Here is a 16,333-nt window from a genome sequence, read left to right on the forward strand (position 1 = left end):
TATTATTCAAAATCAAATTGATTCACAAAATTTGTAATTCAGCAAAAAATGAATTATTTTTTACCAATTTGATAATTGACAATTACAATATGGATAACATTGATCAAATTATTTTAGGTTTACTTAAAGATAACGCACGGATGTCTGTTACCGAGTTAGCCGAAAAAGTTCACGTTTCACGGGCAACGGTCAAAAAGAGAATCGAATATTTAGAGTCTTCGGGCATCATTACCGGATATACGGTACGGTTTAAACCCAATGCAGAACGCAACGTCATCCGTGCATGGATGAGCATTATGGTTGAAGGCACTAAAGCACAATCCGTGATTAAAGAATTACGCCTAGAAAGTGCCGTGGAATGTTTGCATAAAACCAATGGCAAATGGGATATTTTGGTCGAGCTACGTTCTGACACGTTAGAAAACTTCGATAAAGTTTTAGAAAGAATCAGGAACATTTCAGGTATTTATAACAGTGAAACCAGCATTCTTCTTGCGAGTCATAAGACCTAATCATTCACTTTAATTTCAATAAATAAGAACTCGAAATTGATGAGCTAAGCACAATGTTTGGCTCATCAAACTGCTTTCGATGAGAAAAATTATTCTATGATTTTTTATCAAATCTATTGAACTATTACGACAATGAATCTTTCCTAAAAATCTTCAATAAATTTTTTAATTTTTTTAAATAATCAAATCAAAAACTTAAATTTTAATTTGATTTAAATCCCAACTTTTTTCACTCAATCCTCTCATCAAAGCATTTGACAGAAAATTTAAAACATAATACATATAGTATTATATGTTATATGTTATATGTTATATGTTAAAACCTAAGGACAAGGTATAAAAAATGGCTAAAACTCAACTAAAACACTTTATTAACGGCGAATATGTTGCTAGCAAAGGAAATGATTATTTCGACTTGGTAAGCCCAGTGACTGGTGAAGTTTATGCACAATCACCGAATGCAACCGAGGCAGAAGTTGATGCTGCTTATACTGCTGCAAAAGAAGCATTTAAAATTTGGGGACGTAGTACACCATCGACTCGTCAAAAAGCATTACTGAATTTAGCAGATGCTATTGAAGCAAATGCGGAGCGTTTAATTGAGGCTCAAAGTCGTAATACGGGTCAGTTAAAACACTTAATTGCATCTGAAGAAGTGGGTGCATCAGCAGATCAGGTTCGTTTCTTTGCAGGTGCTGCTCGCCTACTCAATGGCACTGCTTCAGGTGAATATTTAGAAGGTTTAACCTCTTCTATTCGCCGCGAACCTGTCGGTGTAGTTGGGCAAGTTACACCTTGGAACTATCCACTCATGATGGCTGTTTGGAAAATTGCTCCAGCTTTAGCCGCAGGTAACACAGTAGTGCTTAAACCAAGTGATACTACGCCTGAAAGTACGCTTTTACTGGCAGAAATTGCTGCACCATTTTTCCCTAAAGGTGCATTTAACGTGGTGTTAGGCCAAGCTCAGGTCGGTTCAAAAGTTGTATCACATAAGACCCCTGCACTCGTTTCTATTACAGGCTCAGTTCGTGCCGGATTACAAGTTGCAGCTTCTGCCGCAGCAAATCTAGCGAAAGCGCATCTTGAGCTTGGTGGTAAAGCACCTGTAGTGGTTTTTGAAGATGCCGACCTCGACAAAGCAGTTGAAATGATTGCTTTAACAGGCTATTTCAACGCAGGCCAAGACTGTACTGCAGCAACACGTGTAATTGTGGCTGAATCTGTTCATGATGAATTTTTAAGTAAGTTAGTTGAAGCTGCAAAAAATACCCGTTTTGGTGAACCCGATGATCAAGACGCGCTTTATGGTCCACTTAACAATGCCAACCAATTGAAAAACGTTAAAGCGTTTATCGACAACTTACCTGCTCACGCCAAAGTTGAAACAGGTGGAAAACAGGCAGACCGCCCAGGTTTCTATTTTGAACCAACTGTTATTAGTGGCTTAAAACAACACGACGAAGCCATTCAAAATGAAATTTTTGGACCTGTGATTACCGTTCAAAAATTTACAGATGAAAATGATGCGATTGAAAAAGCCAACGATGTTGAGTATGGCCTAGCTTCAAGTGTTTGGACCAAAGACCATGCCCGCGCCACTCGTCTGTCTCGTGAACTCGATTTCGGTACAGTTTGGATTAACACCCATATTCCTTTAACCGCAGAGATGCCACACGGCGGTTTCAAAAAGTCAGGCTATGGTAAAGATTTATCTGGCTACGGTTTTGAAGAATATACTCGCGTTAAACATGTGATGAGTTCAAATGAATAATAACAATGAGTTTTGAAAGGAGATCAAAATGAATAAACAAGAAATGAAAGACTTGGTGACTAAAGCCCATCACGAGCTATTTAATTTGCACGACACCACTGCTCTGGACCGTTATTTTTCTGAAGACTTTATAGAGCACTCACCACTGGTTGCAAATGGCATTTCGGGCCTTCGCCAATTGGTAGAAGACTGTCCTGACATGCAACACGAAGCTGTACGTGTACTAGCAGATGGTGACTTGGTTGCAATTCATGGCCGCTTTCAAGGATTAGATGAAAACCCGTTAGTTGGCTTTGATATTTACCGAGTAAAAGACGGCAAAATTGTGGAACACTGGGATGGTCTGGTGGCAGAAGCCGCGCCAAATGTGAGTGGTAGAACTCAATTAGATGGTCCGACTGAAATCGTCACTCACCATGACCCAGAGGAAAATCGTGAGATTGTGACCTCTTTCTTTAAGAAGTCATTAATTGATGGCAATTACGAAGCATTTAAAGAATACACTCACAACGATCAGTTCATTCAACATAGTCCAGACATTGGCGATGGTGTTAAAGCAGTCATTGATTTTTTGAACAATATCCGTAATGAAGGACAAGGTTTGGTATACTCCAAAACTCACCGCTCCATTGCTGATGGTCAATTTGTCTTGACACATTCTGAGGGAAGCATTGCTGGAAATCGACATGCCTATTTTGAATTATGGCGTGTAGATAATGGCAAAATTGTTGAACTTTGGGATGCAATACCAGCTGTGCCTGAAGATGAACAGGCAGTCCATCAATATGGCGTGTTTTAATCATTTATCCGTTTCATTAAGCTAAGTCTCTGACTTAGCTTTTAGAGAATTCGCCATGTCAGCATATACGATAATTTTTGCACCTATCGCTCAGGCAACTCGATCGGAACAAGTTGTAGAACGCTTGGAAAATGCAATTATCTCTGGATTGCTCAAAAGCAATGAACAGCTTCCTAACGAGGCGGATCTAGCTCGCTTAATGGGAGTGTCACCCATTACGGTCCGTGAAGCTTTAAATACTTTACGCGTAAAAGGTCTGATTGATACACGACGCGGGCGAAACGGCGGAAGCTTTGTTTGTGAGTTGCCTTCCGATTTACTCTTAAACAAGCACCCTCTGCGTCAGGCTTCCAATGAATATCTAGCTGATTTAGGCGAGTTTCATAGTGCAATTTTAAGCCATGGTGCATATTTGGCAGCACAAAGAACTACTGAATATGAACTGGGTAAAATCAAAGAGCTTATTGATCAATTTGAACAAGCAGTTGAACCAGACACGCGTGCCCAACTTGATTTACGTTGTTTGTTAACACTTACCTCTTTTGCTCAATCAGCTCGACTGGCAAATCAAGAGTTAACCATACAAGCCGAATGGGCACCGCTCATTGCTGTGCTTTATCAAGAGGATCAATTTCATCAATTGGTCGTCGCACAATACCACCAACTTTTATCATCTTTTGTTCAAGGCAATGAAGATGATGCTGTTATTCAAGCGCGAAAAATCATTTCGATGCTAACAGACCAAATGCTTCGATATAAGTTATCTATCGAATAAAAACAATAAAGTAGAGCACTTATAAAATATCGAGTGAGAAATACGGAATTTTAGGAGTTATAGGAATGACCCAACATTTAGATATAGAAGAGCTTCAAAATTTGTTAAAGACGGTGGTTGAAGAAACGACAGCCATTACAGAAAAGCTGGCAACTAAAGCGAGCAAAATTCTTTCAAAACATGAACCTGAAAAAACAAAAGACATTAAGCTTTCAGGTTCAGAACGCTCAGCTTTACAAAAGGAAATTAAAAAGGCCTTACAGGAAAGCCATTACAGTCAGGGTATTGGTTTTGCAAGTTATAGCCCTGCAACGCAAGAAGAGCAAGATTATTGGACACTCGAATGGTGGTATAAAAAAGAAGATCAGTTACAACAAGCTAAACTTGAAAACTATCAAAATGCTCAGCGATTTTTAGATTTTCGCTCTTTTGAATGGTTCCATAAACCTGCTCAAAATAAGAGTCCGTGCATTCATGGACCCTATGTCGACTATATTTGCAATGGTGCATACACCATCACCCTTGCCCATCCAGTCATGATTCATGATCAATTTATCGGTGTGATTGCTACCGATATCTTAGTTTCCGCACTGGAAAAAATTCTTATGCCGAAGCTTAAAAATATTAAACAAAAAGCAATTGTGATTAACGACTCTTCTCGAGTGATTACTTCAAATGATATCACCATCAGAACAGGCACATTATTTAAAGGCCAAAGCCCCGAGCAGTTTCTGGCACGACCGTGTCAATCTTTACAACTGGTCGTGATCTAGAGTGAAGCCGAAAATATAAATATCTGATCTTGCTTTAGGGCATCACTAAAGCGAAACAGCCCCTAGCTTTTGTTCAAAGTTTCTCCAAACAGACTTGTTTATTCAGGTCTAGGGGAAGTTTTGGCTCAAAAATAGCATCGCTTTTCCGGATGAAAAGCAAAACAACGAATTTGAGGTTGAAATGACATGGAAAATAAAACGTCTTCCTTAAAAAAACTGTCTCTTTGGCAAGTCACGATTATTGGTATTGCCTACATGACCCCTATGACGGTATTTGATACCTTCGGTATTGTCTCTGGAATTACCAATGGACACGTACCACTGGCATATTTACTCGCACTTGGCGCCATGCTACTCACCGCTTGGAGCTATGCAAGATTTAGTCAAAATTCAGAAAAATCAGGTTCAGCATATAGCTATACCGCTGAAAGTTTAGGGCCTAAAAGTGGTTTTTTTGTCGGTTGGTGTTCACTACTCGACTATTTGTTATTACCCCTCATTAATGTTTTGCTAGCTGCGATTTATCTCACAGCCCTTATCCCAAGCCTGCCTTACTGGTTCTGGGTGCTTGTATCGGCAAGCCTAGTCACTTTAGTGAATTGTTTCCGCATTCGATTACTCGCCAATTTAAGCCTGTTGTTTGTGTTTGCACCGATCATACTCATGGTCATTTTTGTTTATTTAGTGATTAAGGGTATTGGCTCGACTCAAGGTTATGAGCATGTGCTTACTTTGGCGCCACTCTGGCATGAGCACCAATCTTTACTCCCACTCGTTGCGGGTGCCTCAGTTTTGTGCTTTTCATTTTTGGGCTTTGATGCGGTTACCACGCTTTCTAATGAAACCAAACAACCCACCAAAAATATTCCTCGTGCAGTCATGTTAACAACTCTCGCTGGCGGGCTTATTTTTTTCACAGCCGCTTGGTTTATTCAGCTATATTTTCCAAATAATCTACGCTTTCAACACCCTTCAGAAGCATTACCTGAAATTGTGCTTTACGTGGGTGGTGCTTTTTTCCAATCCGTATTCTTATGCGGACAAATTATGAACACAGTCGCCTCTGGCCTTGCCTCTCATGCCAGTGCTTCACGTTTACTGTATATAATGGGTACCGATAATATTTTCCCTAAAAAGTATTTTGGGACAATTCATATCTCATTAGGTACACCATTTTTTTCGGTTTTGTTTGTTGGTCTTATTTCAATGTCCGCGGTTTTTCTAGATTTAGCCCAAGTCGTAAGCCTCATCAGCTTTGGTGCCCTAGCCGCTTTTACAGCCGTAAATTTCTCTGTTTTTATGAAGTTTTATATTAAAGATAAACAGCGCGCAGGTTTTAAAAACAAATTTCTAAACCTATTTTTACCGCTTATCTCTGTAATCAGCATTATTTGCCTCTGGCTTAATCTTGACTCATCTTCACTGATTTTTGGATGTTTCTGGTTAGCTTTGGGTATTCTCCTATTTATCTATAAAACGATTAAAAAACAAAGCATTGCTATTAGTAATGCTTATTAATATTTAAGGAAATTTGTCATGAAAATTATTTCTAAACCTCAACTTTTAAAAGACGTGGAATATAAACCAAGTAAATCTCTACAGGTAGGCAAAGAGTGGAGCTGGTTAAATCCGAAACATGCAAAATTTGAGGCTACCACTATAGAAGGCACATCGGTAGATAACCCAGCGAACTACTATGAAAGCTCAATTTCTGATTGGCATACTTTTGACAGTTTAAAAGCTGATATTGAATGTGATGTCGTGGTTATTGGTGGTGGTTTATTAGGTTCATCTACAGCCTTACATTTAGCTGAACAAGGCGTAGAGACTGTTTTATTAGAAAAAAATCGCATTGGTAGCGCAGCTTCTGGACGCAATGGCGGACAACTTACCCCTGGTTTAGCTCGCTGGGAAGCTCAAGAAATGGCCGATCGCTTGAGTTATGAAGATGCCAAAAAACTCTGGCATTTTACCTCTACAGAAGCGATGCAACTCATTGATGACATCTCGGAAAAATACCAACTCAACTTTGACCGCAAATACGGCCACATTACCGCCGCCGTTCATGAAGGGCATTTAGTTGGTTTAACACAAGGCGCCGATGCACGAAAATATTTAGGTGAAGACCATACCCGCATTGTGGGTAAACACGAACTCATGGACTATATTAAATCTGACTACTATACAGGTGGCTTAATTGATGAGTTAGGTGGACAAATTCATCCTTTAGCTTTGAACCGTGGTTTAATTTATGGCTTTTGCCAAAATGGCGGTACTGTTTATGAGCAAACAGAAGTTATTTCAATAGAAGAAAAAGCAGATGGTATTTATGTTCAAACAGCAAATGCTGTCGTAAAAGCTAAAAAGTCTGTGGTGTTAGCCGTGCACCATGCTTCGTTTAAACTTTTATCAGAGCAAAACAATACCACAATTCCGTTTTATACCTATGTTGCGACGACTGCCCCGCTAGAGCTTGATACAAAAGAGCTACTCCCATTTGGGCATCCGGTCTATGACACTCAGTTCCAGATTGATTACTACCGTCCCGTGTTTAACAACCGCTTATTATTTGGTGGCCAAGGTACAGGAACCTGCTGGGGTCCAGAGAAAACTTTAAATTATCTAGAACATCGAATTCATACGGTTTTCCCTCAAATTAAAAATTTAGAGATGGATTTTGTCTGGAGTGGCACGACCGATTTAACCGTAAATGGTGCAGTAGATAGCCGTAAGTTTGGTCATAAATTCCCAATTTATGCTGTTCATGGTTGGAGTGGTCACGGCGTTGCTCAGACGGTACGTATTGGTAAAGCGATTGCAAATGACTTTGTTGAGCAATCTAACGACTTCGAAATGTTATCTAAAATTGATCATCAAAATATTATTTTTGGTCGTACCCTTGCTCCCGTTGTTATTCCACTCGCAAAAAGTATGTATGGTATTGGTGCAATGATTAATCCGGGCAAAATGGTATCTTTCTAATTTATAAAAACATCATTTTATAAAAAGGATTCGTATAGCTTTGTACGGATCCTTTTTATTTAGCTGAGTAAAATCCTTTTCAAACTAGGTTATCCCTAACCAATCTATTACAATAGCGCCAGCTTTTTTATTCAGCGCATATATTTTGAGCAATTCATCTTCCCAATTAAAACGCGGACTTAAAAATCGCCATATCCAGTTAATCGCTATGGGTGGTGCTGTCGGGACAGGTTTATTTTTAGGCTCTGCACAAGTCATCCAGTCTGCTGGTCCTTCTATTATTTTAGGTTATGCCATTGTCGGTTTGGTCGCATTTTTAATTATGCGCCAAATGGGTGAAATGATCGTAGAAGAACCTGTGGTTGGTTCCTTTAGTTACTTTGCACAAAAATATTGGGGGAAATTCCCCGGTTTTTTATCGGGCTGGAACTATTGGGTGGTTTATATTCTGGTCGCGATGACCGAACTGACAGCAGTTGCTAAATATGTGCATTACTGGTGGCCCCACATTCCTGCTTGGATATCAGCCTTATTTTTCTTTGTTTTGGTCACATGTTTGAACTTAGGCAACGTTAAATTTTATGGCGAATCTGAGTTTTGGTTAGCTATTATTAAAGTTGCGGCGGTCATTGCCATGATCGTGTTTGGCTTATATTTATTGCTTACCGCGGGTAGTGATTCTATCGCTAGCTTTGCAAACTTATGGCAGCATGGCGGATTTTTCCCGCATGGGTTCTCGGGCCTATTTTATATGCTCGCCTTTTTAATGTTTGCTTTTGGCGGTATTGAACTAATTGGAATGACTGCTGCTGAAGCTGAAAATCCAGAAAAAAGTATTCCACAAGCCATTAACCAAGTCATCTTTCGAATCTTGGTTTTCTATGTGGCTTCGCTTGCTATCATCATGTCACTCATTCCGTGGAATCAGCTTGACCTCGGTGGTTTAGATAAAAGTCCATTTGTGATGATTTTTAGCCAACTTGGGATTGGCTGGGCAGCACATTTACTGAACTTTATTATTTTGACTGCTGCATTGTCAGTTTATAACAGCGGCATGTATGCAAACAGTCGCATGTTATATGGCCTAGCAGTACAAGGCCATGCATCCAAAATTTTTACAAAAGTCAGCAAACAAGGGGTTCCAACACCTGCTGTTATCTTTTCTTCTATCCTAATTTTTGGTTGTGTATTACTGAATTATTTTATCCCAGAAGAAGCTTTAAGCTATCTCATGTACATGGCCGTGGCTGCGCTGGTTTTAAACTGGGCAATTATTAGCTTTACGCATTTAAAGTTTAAACGTGCCATGAAACTTGAGAATAAAGTTGCCAAGTTCCCTGCTCTATTTTCACCTTTAAGTAACTATATCGTTTTGATTTTTATTGGCATGATTTTATACATCATGTGGACTCAAGGGTTTGAAAAATCGGTGATTTTAATTCCAATCTGGATTACATTCATGTTTGGATTATATAAATTTTTGAGTTGGAAAAAATCAATCTAATATTCAAAAAAGGCTTATTCAAACAGGATAAGCCTTTTATCATTTAACAGCTTGTTACCCTAAGTAACTTCAGAAAATCTACTCAAAAAACCATTCACATTTTATTCATTATTATTGAATTGCTCTCTGCTAGACACATGGATATGTAAGCGTTAGTCATTCTAAACATTGGTATTTAATGAGATAATTATTAAAGTACAAGTGTTTACATGATCTATAAATATTTGTGTCAATGTTCAGCTAAAATCAAAACAGACCAGTTATCGTTACGATCACTCAATAGGCAAAAGATACTGCATCGCAAGACAGGTTCTTTACCCACTGCACTGATTTAGCCGTCAACTGTGTCACTCAATGATGAAAGACAGGAAATTTTATGGAAAAAGCTCTGCAATGTCCTAAGTGTGGTTCTACAGAAATTGAAGCACGTGACCATGACAAATTACTTAGAACAACTGGCGGTGTTTTACTCACAGCTGCCGGTACAACGGCAGGCACTGTAGGTGGTGCTGCGACTGGTGCTACTGTTGGAGCAGCTATTGGTACTGTTGCTGGTCCTTTAGGTGTAATTGTTGGCGGAACTGTAGGGACTTTTGTCGGTGCCATTAGTGCAGGAATTACTGGTGGTGTAGTTGGCAATATTTTTGGTAAGAAAGCTGGCGTAATAATCGACAAGAATATTTTTCAAGATTATCGCTGTTTAAAATGTAAATACCGCTTTAAGCAAAAGAAGTAATTTAAATTAAATAGGAGAACTAGTTGCTCTAGCTCTCCTACCTAATCAAAAAATTTATAAACTATCTGGAATAATAAATTTTTATCTAGCATTTCATATAATTAATCTAGATAGCAGCCTATTTTTAATAAAGTAAAACTTTAGTTAAGACTTTAATTTACTTAGCTACTACTCCATCTTGTTGATATTTTGGTGAACGTGGACCATATAACAACCCCATACCCGGATTATAAGTCGTCGGGGTAAAAAGTTGAGTATTTACCATACTCGCTAATGGATAAGCCCGATCAGTAAAGCTGCCAGCAATCTGTTCAACTAAAGCACCGACGACCATTCCGATTAAACCCGCATTACCATCATTACTTGCTTGAACAAGTTTTTTCTCACCTGTCCAAATCACATCTCCAGTTTTTAAATCAACAAGCTTTGCATCAGCACTTACTGTCGCGACACTCTGAATCACTTGGTATTTAGAACCATATTCTTTAATTCGAATATATAAAGCTGCGTCTGCACCAAAAATCTCTTGTAATTTCTGGGGTGCAATAGACTGAGCATCACTACCATTAGTAACCCCATTCTCTTTAAACATATTGTCTACGACAGAGATTGGGAAAACGTAATAACCAGCTTCTGCCACAGGTGCCACCACAGTAGGCCAATAACTATAAGTCGCTTTTACATCAGGCGAATCATTGACTGGAGGCAATACCAAAATCGATTTTGGCATATGAGCTTTATAAGCTGTAATATCTTTATTAGGTTGTGGAGTAACGGCACATCCAGTAAATGCAAGGCTAGAGATAACCAAACCAGCAATTAGAAATTTCTTCATCATGATTTTGCATTCCCACCATTAGCATTCATTTTTTGCAATAAGCGATCCATTAAAACTGTAGATTCTGGATATACTTGTCGTTCAAGCTGGAAATACTCAATTGCTTTTTGAGAATTATTCTCTTGTAAATACAATAATCCTAAATGCGCATATAAACCTGGCGGAACGGCTAAGCCCTTGCCTTTAGTTTTCTCAATTTCAGCTTCTAATTTTGTGATTTGCGTACTTGGTGTCGCTTTCTCAGGTGAGTTATACATCAAATAGGTTTGATGAGTATAAGTTCCCCAATTATATAAAGGTTGAGGACCAGCGGCACACCCAACCAATCCCATAGCAAGAAAACTGCTTAAAAGAATTTTTTTCATTTAACACATATCCAAAATTATTGAATTGACCAACGGTTATTTTGAATATCTGTTACAAGATTATTAACTGCTTCACGAACAGCTAAATCAAGTACTTTGCCATTTAAAGTCGAATCATAAGAAGCTGTAGAGCCAAAACCTAATACTTCACGAGCACCTAAGGCATATTCACCCGCACCTTGTACGGAATGCACGACTTCAGATGTTTTTACATCAACGACATTTAGATTAACTTTTGCATAAGCAACTTGCTGTTTACCGCGACCTAAAATACCAAATAATTGCTGATCACCTACTTCTTTGCGACCAAACTCAGATACGTCACCTGTGAGAACATAACGAGCACCTTTAATAGATTGGCTTGTATTACTATACCCAACTTCTTGTTTAATCTCAGATAAATTGTCTCGATTTAAAACTGTAAAATAACCAGTTTGCTGTAAATGTGTCTCAAGAATAGTTTTCGCCTGTCCGCCTAGACGGTCTACATTGTCAGAGAAAACACCTCTCATATAACTAGAGCGGTTATCAAACTTACCGATAGAAACAGGAGCCTTTACTCCCGTATATTTAATTTGTGATGTAGCTACAGTTACTTGCGGGCTTTGTATCGTTCTTGAAGTTTCAGTAGTTGAACAAGCAATTAAACCGAAAGAACTCAAAGTAGTAATGATTAATATTTTTTTCATGTTTACTCTATAAAGATAAATAAATACAAAGAATACATATTATATACAAAAAGACTATCAAATAAGCGAATAAATTAGGACTCTAATAAAAAATTTATTTAATTCGTTTAAATAATTTTTAAAGAAGCAAAAAATTTATTCTATAGATAGTTAATTATATGAAACCTATTATTAGTAAATTAATCATGGTTTGCCGTGGTATAGAAAAATCTATCTATGATATAAAAATCAGCCACTTACTTTACGCTTTAAAGAAGATATGAAACAATTATGCCCTAATACAACTTCTGAAATTACAAATGAAAAAATTATTACTTTTAAGCTTAGTTAGCATTTTCAGCTCATATAGTTTTGCAGAGGACAATAGCTCGATTTATCGGGGACTTGGTACTGGTCCTGAAGATTTTTTAAAGTTTCAAATTCTTAAACAAAAAGGTTTCCTAGCCAAAAAACCTAATATTTCAAGAGCAGACTATAACGATATATACAAACTCAAAAAACCTTATGAATTTATGGGACAAAACGTTGTGCTTATTTCAGATGAATATATGTCTGAATATGTGGGCTGTTGTGTGAGTGAAGGTTGGGGAGCTGTATTTAAGCAAACCACCAATTTAATATTAATTGAAAAATTTGCAAAAAAGAATCAATGTAATATCGCTCCGATAGAAACCGATAGCACTTACTATGGGTTTAAAATTAGTTCTCTACCAAAAGGTAATTACTATGAATTATCCTGCCGCGAACGTGATTTAGATGAGTCTCAATAAGTCAAAATTAAACTCTGAAAATAAGAGCCAATATTCCTGTTTAGCTTAAAATATCAGCCCCATATAAACTAAGTGAGCAAGATGCTTTTGAACTACCTTTTCAAAAGCATCTTGTTCCAAAGCACTATTCCTCAAGTTATTTAAAAAAACCGCTCCAACACCTCATCCCTCTCACTCAAACTATTGGTACTTAAAAACCCAAACATCAAACCATCTATTAGATTTAAAACCATATCGGCATCAGGTTTTAAGCCACGACTTTCTAGACTAAATATCAAATCAAAAAGCTCTTTAAGTACCCATTTTCTATATTCAATCGCCATGCGGTAAGCTCGAGGATAAAGCGGTTTTAATTCAAAAATGGCTTTAAACAAAAGATGGTAATGGCTATTTACATCAACATGTAAGCGGACAATTTCTTTGAGTTTATCGGCTGCGGTTGGGTAGCGGTGTGAGTAGACAATTGCCAGAACTTCTTCTTTGAGTCGGCTTTTTTGAAAGATTAGGCACATTTCAACAAGTCGTTCTTTCGAGTGAAAGTAGTTATAAAACGTCGCTTTTTGAATTTTGGATTTTTTGATAATCAGGTCTACGCCTGCATTATGAAATCCATGCGTGGTAAAAAGTTGGATGGCGGTTTGAATAACCTGTAATTTTTTGGAAGATATTTCTAAAGTTGGCATCGTTTTACCGTTATAAATTCTTGTTGTTTCTAAATGAGATAAAAAGCCTGTGCCCTTTCTGGGAGAAAAAAGGCACAGCAAAGCCGTAAGACGGTGCTTGGCACATCTCAAGTTTTGTAGTTGCTAAGTTTTAAGTAAAAATGACTTAAAGCCAGAAAACCTTATGGCGTTCAAGCTGCTTTAAATTTTTAAGTTGTGTCGATATAGACTTTGGCAGCCGCTGCCAAGAAATAATGAATGTGCAAAGCCAACTCCTTTTTATTGGGAGTTCTGCCAAATCATTAAAATTATGGTGGCAGAACGAAAGGGGGTTCGCAGACTGGTCATAGATCCAGCACACCCGTGGGTGTCCCCCTCCCGTTCCACCGTAGAGGGGGCACGAGGGGCTAGACACTAAAGGTATAAAACCTTTAATGCTTCTATGAGACGGTCTGCGACAACCGACTGGCAATGTGGCCAGCATGCGAAGAATAGTATTCAACTCTCTTACAGTCAAGCACACAAAATGACATTTGTTTTAAATTAGACCATTAAAAAGTAAGGATAAATAATGAATGAGTTATTGTTAAAGTGGGGTTTATAACGGGATTGAAATTTATATAGATATATTAGTTTCAACAGGTAAGATTAGAATATAAAAAAATGGTAAATGATGAAATTAATGATGTAGAAAGTTTTTCTTAGAATTACTACTAAATTTACAATCACAATAAGTCACCGATGCCTTTAAACCTATTATTTATACTTCTCGAGATAAGCTTTCTGCTCGAAACAACTCAATAAGAATATAATGGTAAAAATAGTTGTTTGCTTTTCATTCTATTTATTTCAATTTATAAAAAATATATAATATTCTCAATAGTTTTCTAATTATCTATTACATTCAATCAAGATCATATATTTTCAATAAAGAGAATAAAATGCAAGACCAAGCTTTAACCTCTCTTCCTCAAGATGTAAATGAGGATCAAAATATTACAACCCCACCAATTTCACATTCAGGAATTCATCATTTTAAATTTCATGGGAATGCCTCAGAATATTTTGGAATCTGGATCGTTAATATTCTTTTGACTATTATTACTTTGAGCTTATATGCACCTTGGGCTAAAGTTCGTCGCTTACGCTATTTCTATGGCAATACAGAATTTTTTGAACGCCGCTTTGATTTTACAGGGATTCCAACCAAGATTTTGATTGGACGTTTAATTGCATTAGGAATTTACGTCGTATTTGCAATTTCATCACAGTATTCAATGATTGCGACTGTGGTTGGACTAGTTGCGCTATATGCAGCAGTACCTTGGCTAATTCGCGCTACTTTACGTTTTACTGCAAGAAATAGTAAGTTCGGCAATGCACGTTTTTACTTTGGTGGAACGATAAAAGAATCTTATAAAGTCTTTCTTTTGAGTATATTGGTATATATTTTCACTTTAGGAATTTTTACACCTGTAGCTATTTGGCTATATAAAAAATATTATCTTAACAACTTATATGCTGGACAATTAAATTTTAAATTAAACGCGAAATGGTCTGCATATATGGCTGCAGTTTATATACCAGTTTTTATTGCAATTGGTATAATTGCTATTTTTTCAATCATTTACTTTGCTATGGCAGGAACAATTTCTGGGTTCTCACCGAACGCTATATTCTTCGGAATATTTACGGTATATGCATTTATTGGATTATTTATTTATCCATTAATTGCTGCACGTATTTTTATTACGACATGGAACAATACTACAGTTGGAAACAGTCAATTTAAAACAGACTGTAACCAATGGCGTTTCGCATGGATTGTAGCCTCGAACTGGATTGTAAAAATCTTATCCTTAGGTTTAATGTCTGCTTGGGCTGCAGTTCGTATTCACAAATACAAAATTGAATCGATGAGTTTAATTTTATTAGATGATCCAGATCAAATGATGAATCTAGCTCAACAAGAGCAAAGTGCTTTAGCTGAAGAAATCAGTGATATTTTTGATATCGACATCTCTTTATAATAATCTGAGTTTAATAATTTATGTCCCACGCAGTAGATATCACTTTCTATGATGGCCTAGTGTCTAAACCATACCGTGCTCAGATTTCAGCTCAATCTGAATCTGAAGTTCTAATTCGGTATGGTGAGCAATTAGAACTTCAGCGCCATTATCAATATACTGATATGAAATTGATTGGTGCGCTGGGACAGTTACACCCAGTAATTGAATTATCTGATGATGCACGGATTGAATTTCATAGTGCATTACCTGAATGGTTTAATTACTCAACTAAAAAGGTTCAACATTCGATCTGGAAATTTGAACGCTCTCCGGGTCTTATTCTTTTTAGTGTAATTTTTGTGATTACTTTTGCGATCAGTCTAGTCAAATGGGGGGTTCCAGCAACGTCCCACTATCTTGCTTTTCAATTGCCTGAGAATACTTTAAAGAAACTAGGTGATGAAGCCGAGAATTATGTATTAAATAATTGGACTGCACCCAGCCAATTAGCACAAACTCAAAAAGATCAAATTACTAAACAATATTTGAATACTGTTGCTGAAAACAAACCAGCCAAATTAGTCTTCCGTAAAGGTGATCAGTTAGGGGCAAATGCTGTAGCGCTACCCAATAATACGATTATTATCACAGATGAACTGATCAAATTGGCACATACGAATCAGGAAATCATAGGCGTATTAGCCCATGAACAAGGTCATTTGGTTTATCGCCATAGTTTGCAACAAGGGTTAACGAGTTTAGGCTTAAGTATATTATACATTGCAATGACAGGAGATAATTCAGACTTATTTACGTCATTACCTGCCGCTATGATTGGCGCAAATTACTCACGTAAATTTGAGTCCGAAGCCGATCTATATGCTTTACAGCTGATGGATAGGAAGCATATAGAAGTCTCGCAATTCGCAAATTTCTTACAACGTTTAAGTGATACAACAGAAGAAGGTATCGATAAAAAGAATCAGGCCAACCCACCAACTTCTCAAGAAGAATCTTCAGCTAATAAACTATCTACAGCTGTTCTTGATACTTTATCCTCTCATCCTGCAACCGAAGAGCGTATTCGAATGGTTCATGATTATGAGAAAAAACAGAAAGGCGCACAAAATAATTTATAGGCT

16 protein-coding genes are annotated in these 16,333 nt (G+C 37.4%); 12 read left to right on the forward strand and 4 right to left on the reverse strand.

The features are described 5' to 3' along the window. The first annotated feature begins 89 nt into the window (after positions 1-89). From RMB06_RS17090 to RMB06_RS17130, 9 genes are all read left to right on the forward strand, one after another. The gene (locus tag RMB06_RS17090; protein ID WP_002120489.1) at positions 90-512 is read left to right on the forward strand and encodes an Lrp/AsnC family transcriptional regulator; all 423 of its coding nucleotides are present in this window, start codon (positions 90-92) and stop codon (positions 510-512) included. Positions 513-855: 343 nt separating this feature from the next. Further along, positions 856-2,286: a gamma-aminobutyraldehyde dehydrogenase gene (locus tag RMB06_RS17095; protein WP_119685431.1), complete on the forward strand. Its 1,431-nt coding sequence runs from the start codon at positions 856-858 to the stop codon at positions 2,284-2,286. Between the two features lie 28 nt (positions 2,287-2,314). Beyond that, the gene (locus tag RMB06_RS17100; RefSeq protein WP_002120573.1) at positions 2,315-3,085 is read left to right on the forward strand and encodes a nuclear transport factor 2 family protein; all 771 of its coding nucleotides are present in this window, start codon (positions 2,315-2,317) and stop codon (positions 3,083-3,085) included. A 55-nt stretch (positions 3,086-3,140) separates the two neighbouring features. Next, on the forward strand, positions 3,141-3,860 hold the full coding sequence (locus RMB06_RS17105; RefSeq protein ID WP_057085885.1) for a FadR/GntR family transcriptional regulator: 720 nt from the start codon (positions 3,141-3,143) through the stop codon (positions 3,858-3,860). Between the two features lie 65 nt (positions 3,861-3,925). Continuing rightward, the gene (locus RMB06_RS17110; protein ID WP_057085886.1) at positions 3,926-4,633 is read left to right on the forward strand and encodes a cache domain-containing protein; all 708 of its coding nucleotides are present in this window, start codon (positions 3,926-3,928) and stop codon (positions 4,631-4,633) included. Between the two features lie 186 nt (positions 4,634-4,819). After that, positions 4,820-6,151 carry an APC family permease gene (locus RMB06_RS17115; RefSeq protein ID WP_311080494.1) on the forward strand — a complete coding sequence of 444 codons (1,332 nt, stop codon included), beginning with the start codon at positions 4,820-4,822 and terminating at the stop codon, positions 6,149-6,151. Between the two features lie 18 nt (positions 6,152-6,169). Beyond that, positions 6,170-7,615 (forward strand): FAD-dependent oxidoreductase, encoded by a 1,446-nt coding sequence (locus RMB06_RS17120; protein WP_311080495.1) that lies wholly within the window; start codon positions 6,170-6,172, stop codon positions 7,613-7,615. Between the two features lie 145 nt (positions 7,616-7,760). Next, positions 7,761-9,119: an amino acid permease gene (locus tag RMB06_RS17125; protein WP_079381166.1), complete on the forward strand. Its 1,359-nt coding sequence runs from the start codon at positions 7,761-7,763 to the stop codon at positions 9,117-9,119. A 376-nt stretch (positions 9,120-9,495) separates the two neighbouring features. After that, positions 9,496-9,855 carry a hypothetical protein gene (locus RMB06_RS17130; protein ID WP_002120526.1) on the forward strand — a complete coding sequence of 120 codons (360 nt, stop codon included), beginning with the start codon at positions 9,496-9,498 and terminating at the stop codon, positions 9,853-9,855. Positions 9,856-10,012: 157 nt separating this feature from the next. Here the strand turns inward: RMB06_RS17130 and RMB06_RS17135 are convergent, their stop codons facing one another. The 3 genes from RMB06_RS17135 to RMB06_RS17145 are packed head-to-tail and all read right to left on the reverse strand — an operon-like array spanning position 10,013 to position 11,747. Then, positions 10,013-10,693: a GNA1162 family protein gene (locus RMB06_RS17135; RefSeq protein ID WP_002120567.1), complete on the reverse strand. Its 681-nt coding sequence runs from the start codon at positions 10,691-10,693 to the stop codon at positions 10,013-10,015. Further along, on the reverse strand, positions 10,690-11,058 hold the full coding sequence (locus tag RMB06_RS17140; protein ID WP_005070471.1) for a DUF4810 domain-containing protein: 369 nt from the start codon (positions 11,056-11,058) through the stop codon (positions 10,690-10,692). The genes RMB06_RS17135 and RMB06_RS17140 overlap by 4 nt, the downstream gene beginning before the upstream one ends. A gap of 17 nt (positions 11,059-11,075) precedes the next feature. Further along, the gene (locus tag RMB06_RS17145) at positions 11,076-11,747 is read right to left on the reverse strand and encodes a CsgG/HfaB family protein (protein ID WP_002120578.1); all 672 of its coding nucleotides are present in this window, start codon (positions 11,745-11,747) and stop codon (positions 11,076-11,078) included. A gap of 299 nt (positions 11,748-12,046) precedes the next feature. Here RMB06_RS17145 and RMB06_RS17150 point away from each other — a divergent pair, with 299 nt between their 5' ends. Continuing rightward, a complete protein-coding gene (locus RMB06_RS17150; protein ID WP_032063064.1) occupies positions 12,047-12,517 on the forward strand; it encodes a hypothetical protein in 471 nt (156 codons plus the stop codon). 140 nt (positions 12,518-12,657) lie between these two features. Here the strand turns inward: RMB06_RS17150 and RMB06_RS17155 are convergent, their stop codons facing one another. Then, the gene (locus tag RMB06_RS17155) at positions 12,658-13,200 is read right to left on the reverse strand and encodes a TetR/AcrR family transcriptional regulator (protein WP_311080502.1); all 543 of its coding nucleotides are present in this window, start codon (positions 13,198-13,200) and stop codon (positions 12,658-12,660) included. Between the two features lie 920 nt (positions 13,201-14,120). On the opposite strand from RMB06_RS17155, the gene RMB06_RS17160 reads away from it, so the two are divergent. Further along, entirely contained in the window at positions 14,121-15,209 is a 1,089-nt protein-coding gene (locus RMB06_RS17160) for a YjgN family protein (protein WP_262462332.1), read from the forward strand. 20 nt (positions 15,210-15,229) lie between these two features. Next, positions 15,230-16,330: a M48 family metallopeptidase gene (locus tag RMB06_RS17165; protein WP_284085951.1), complete on the forward strand. Its 1,101-nt coding sequence runs from the start codon at positions 15,230-15,232 to the stop codon at positions 16,328-16,330. The last annotated feature ends 3 nt before the right edge of the window (positions 16,331-16,333 follow it).

This window comes from Acinetobacter sp. V104_13 (assembly GCF_031798995.1).
Taxonomy (GTDB): domain Bacteria; phylum Pseudomonadota; class Gammaproteobacteria; order Pseudomonadales; family Moraxellaceae; genus Acinetobacter; species Acinetobacter pittii.

Bases quoted from the DNA above. Each gene is read 5' to 3' on its own strand.
- RMB06_RS17090 (WP_002120489.1), top strand. From the start codon at position 90: ATGGATAACATTGATCAAATTATTTTAGGTTTACTTAAAGATAACGCA.
- RMB06_RS17145 (WP_002120578.1), bottom strand. From the start codon at position 11,747: ATGAAAAAAATATTAATCATTACTACTTTGAGTTCTTTCGGTTTAATT.
- RMB06_RS17100 (WP_002120573.1), top strand. From the start codon at position 2,315: ATGAATAAACAAGAAATGAAAGACTTGGTGACTAAAGCCCATCACGAG.
- RMB06_RS17095 (WP_119685431.1), top strand. From the start codon at position 856: ATGGCTAAAACTCAACTAAAACACTTTATTAACGGCGAATATGTTGCT.
- RMB06_RS17130 (WP_002120526.1), top strand. From the start codon at position 9,496: ATGGAAAAAGCTCTGCAATGTCCTAAGTGTGGTTCTACAGAAATTGAA.
- RMB06_RS17165 (WP_284085951.1), top strand. From the start codon at position 15,230: ATGTCCCACGCAGTAGATATCACTTTCTATGATGGCCTAGTGTCTAAA.
- RMB06_RS17160 (WP_262462332.1), top strand. From the start codon at position 14,121: ATGCAAGACCAAGCTTTAACCTCTCTTCCTCAAGATGTAAATGAGGAT.
- RMB06_RS17105 (WP_057085885.1), top strand. From the start codon at position 3,141: ATGTCAGCATATACGATAATTTTTGCACCTATCGCTCAGGCAACTCGA.
- RMB06_RS17150 (WP_032063064.1), top strand. From the start codon at position 12,047: ATGAAAAAATTATTACTTTTAAGCTTAGTTAGCATTTTCAGCTCATAT.
- RMB06_RS17135 (WP_002120567.1), bottom strand. From the start codon at position 10,693: ATGATGAAGAAATTTCTAATTGCTGGTTTGGTTATCTCTAGCCTTGCA.
- RMB06_RS17155 (WP_311080502.1), bottom strand. From the start codon at position 13,200: ATGCCAACTTTAGAAATATCTTCCAAAAAATTACAGGTTATTCAAACC.
- RMB06_RS17120 (WP_311080495.1), top strand. From the start codon at position 6,170: ATGAAAATTATTTCTAAACCTCAACTTTTAAAAGACGTGGAATATAAA.
- RMB06_RS17140 (WP_005070471.1), bottom strand. From the start codon at position 11,058: ATGAAAAAAATTCTTTTAAGCAGTTTTCTTGCTATGGGATTGGTTGGG.
- RMB06_RS17115 (WP_311080494.1), top strand. From the start codon at position 4,820: ATGGAAAATAAAACGTCTTCCTTAAAAAAACTGTCTCTTTGGCAAGTC.
- RMB06_RS17110 (WP_057085886.1), top strand. From the start codon at position 3,926: ATGACCCAACATTTAGATATAGAAGAGCTTCAAAATTTGTTAAAGACG.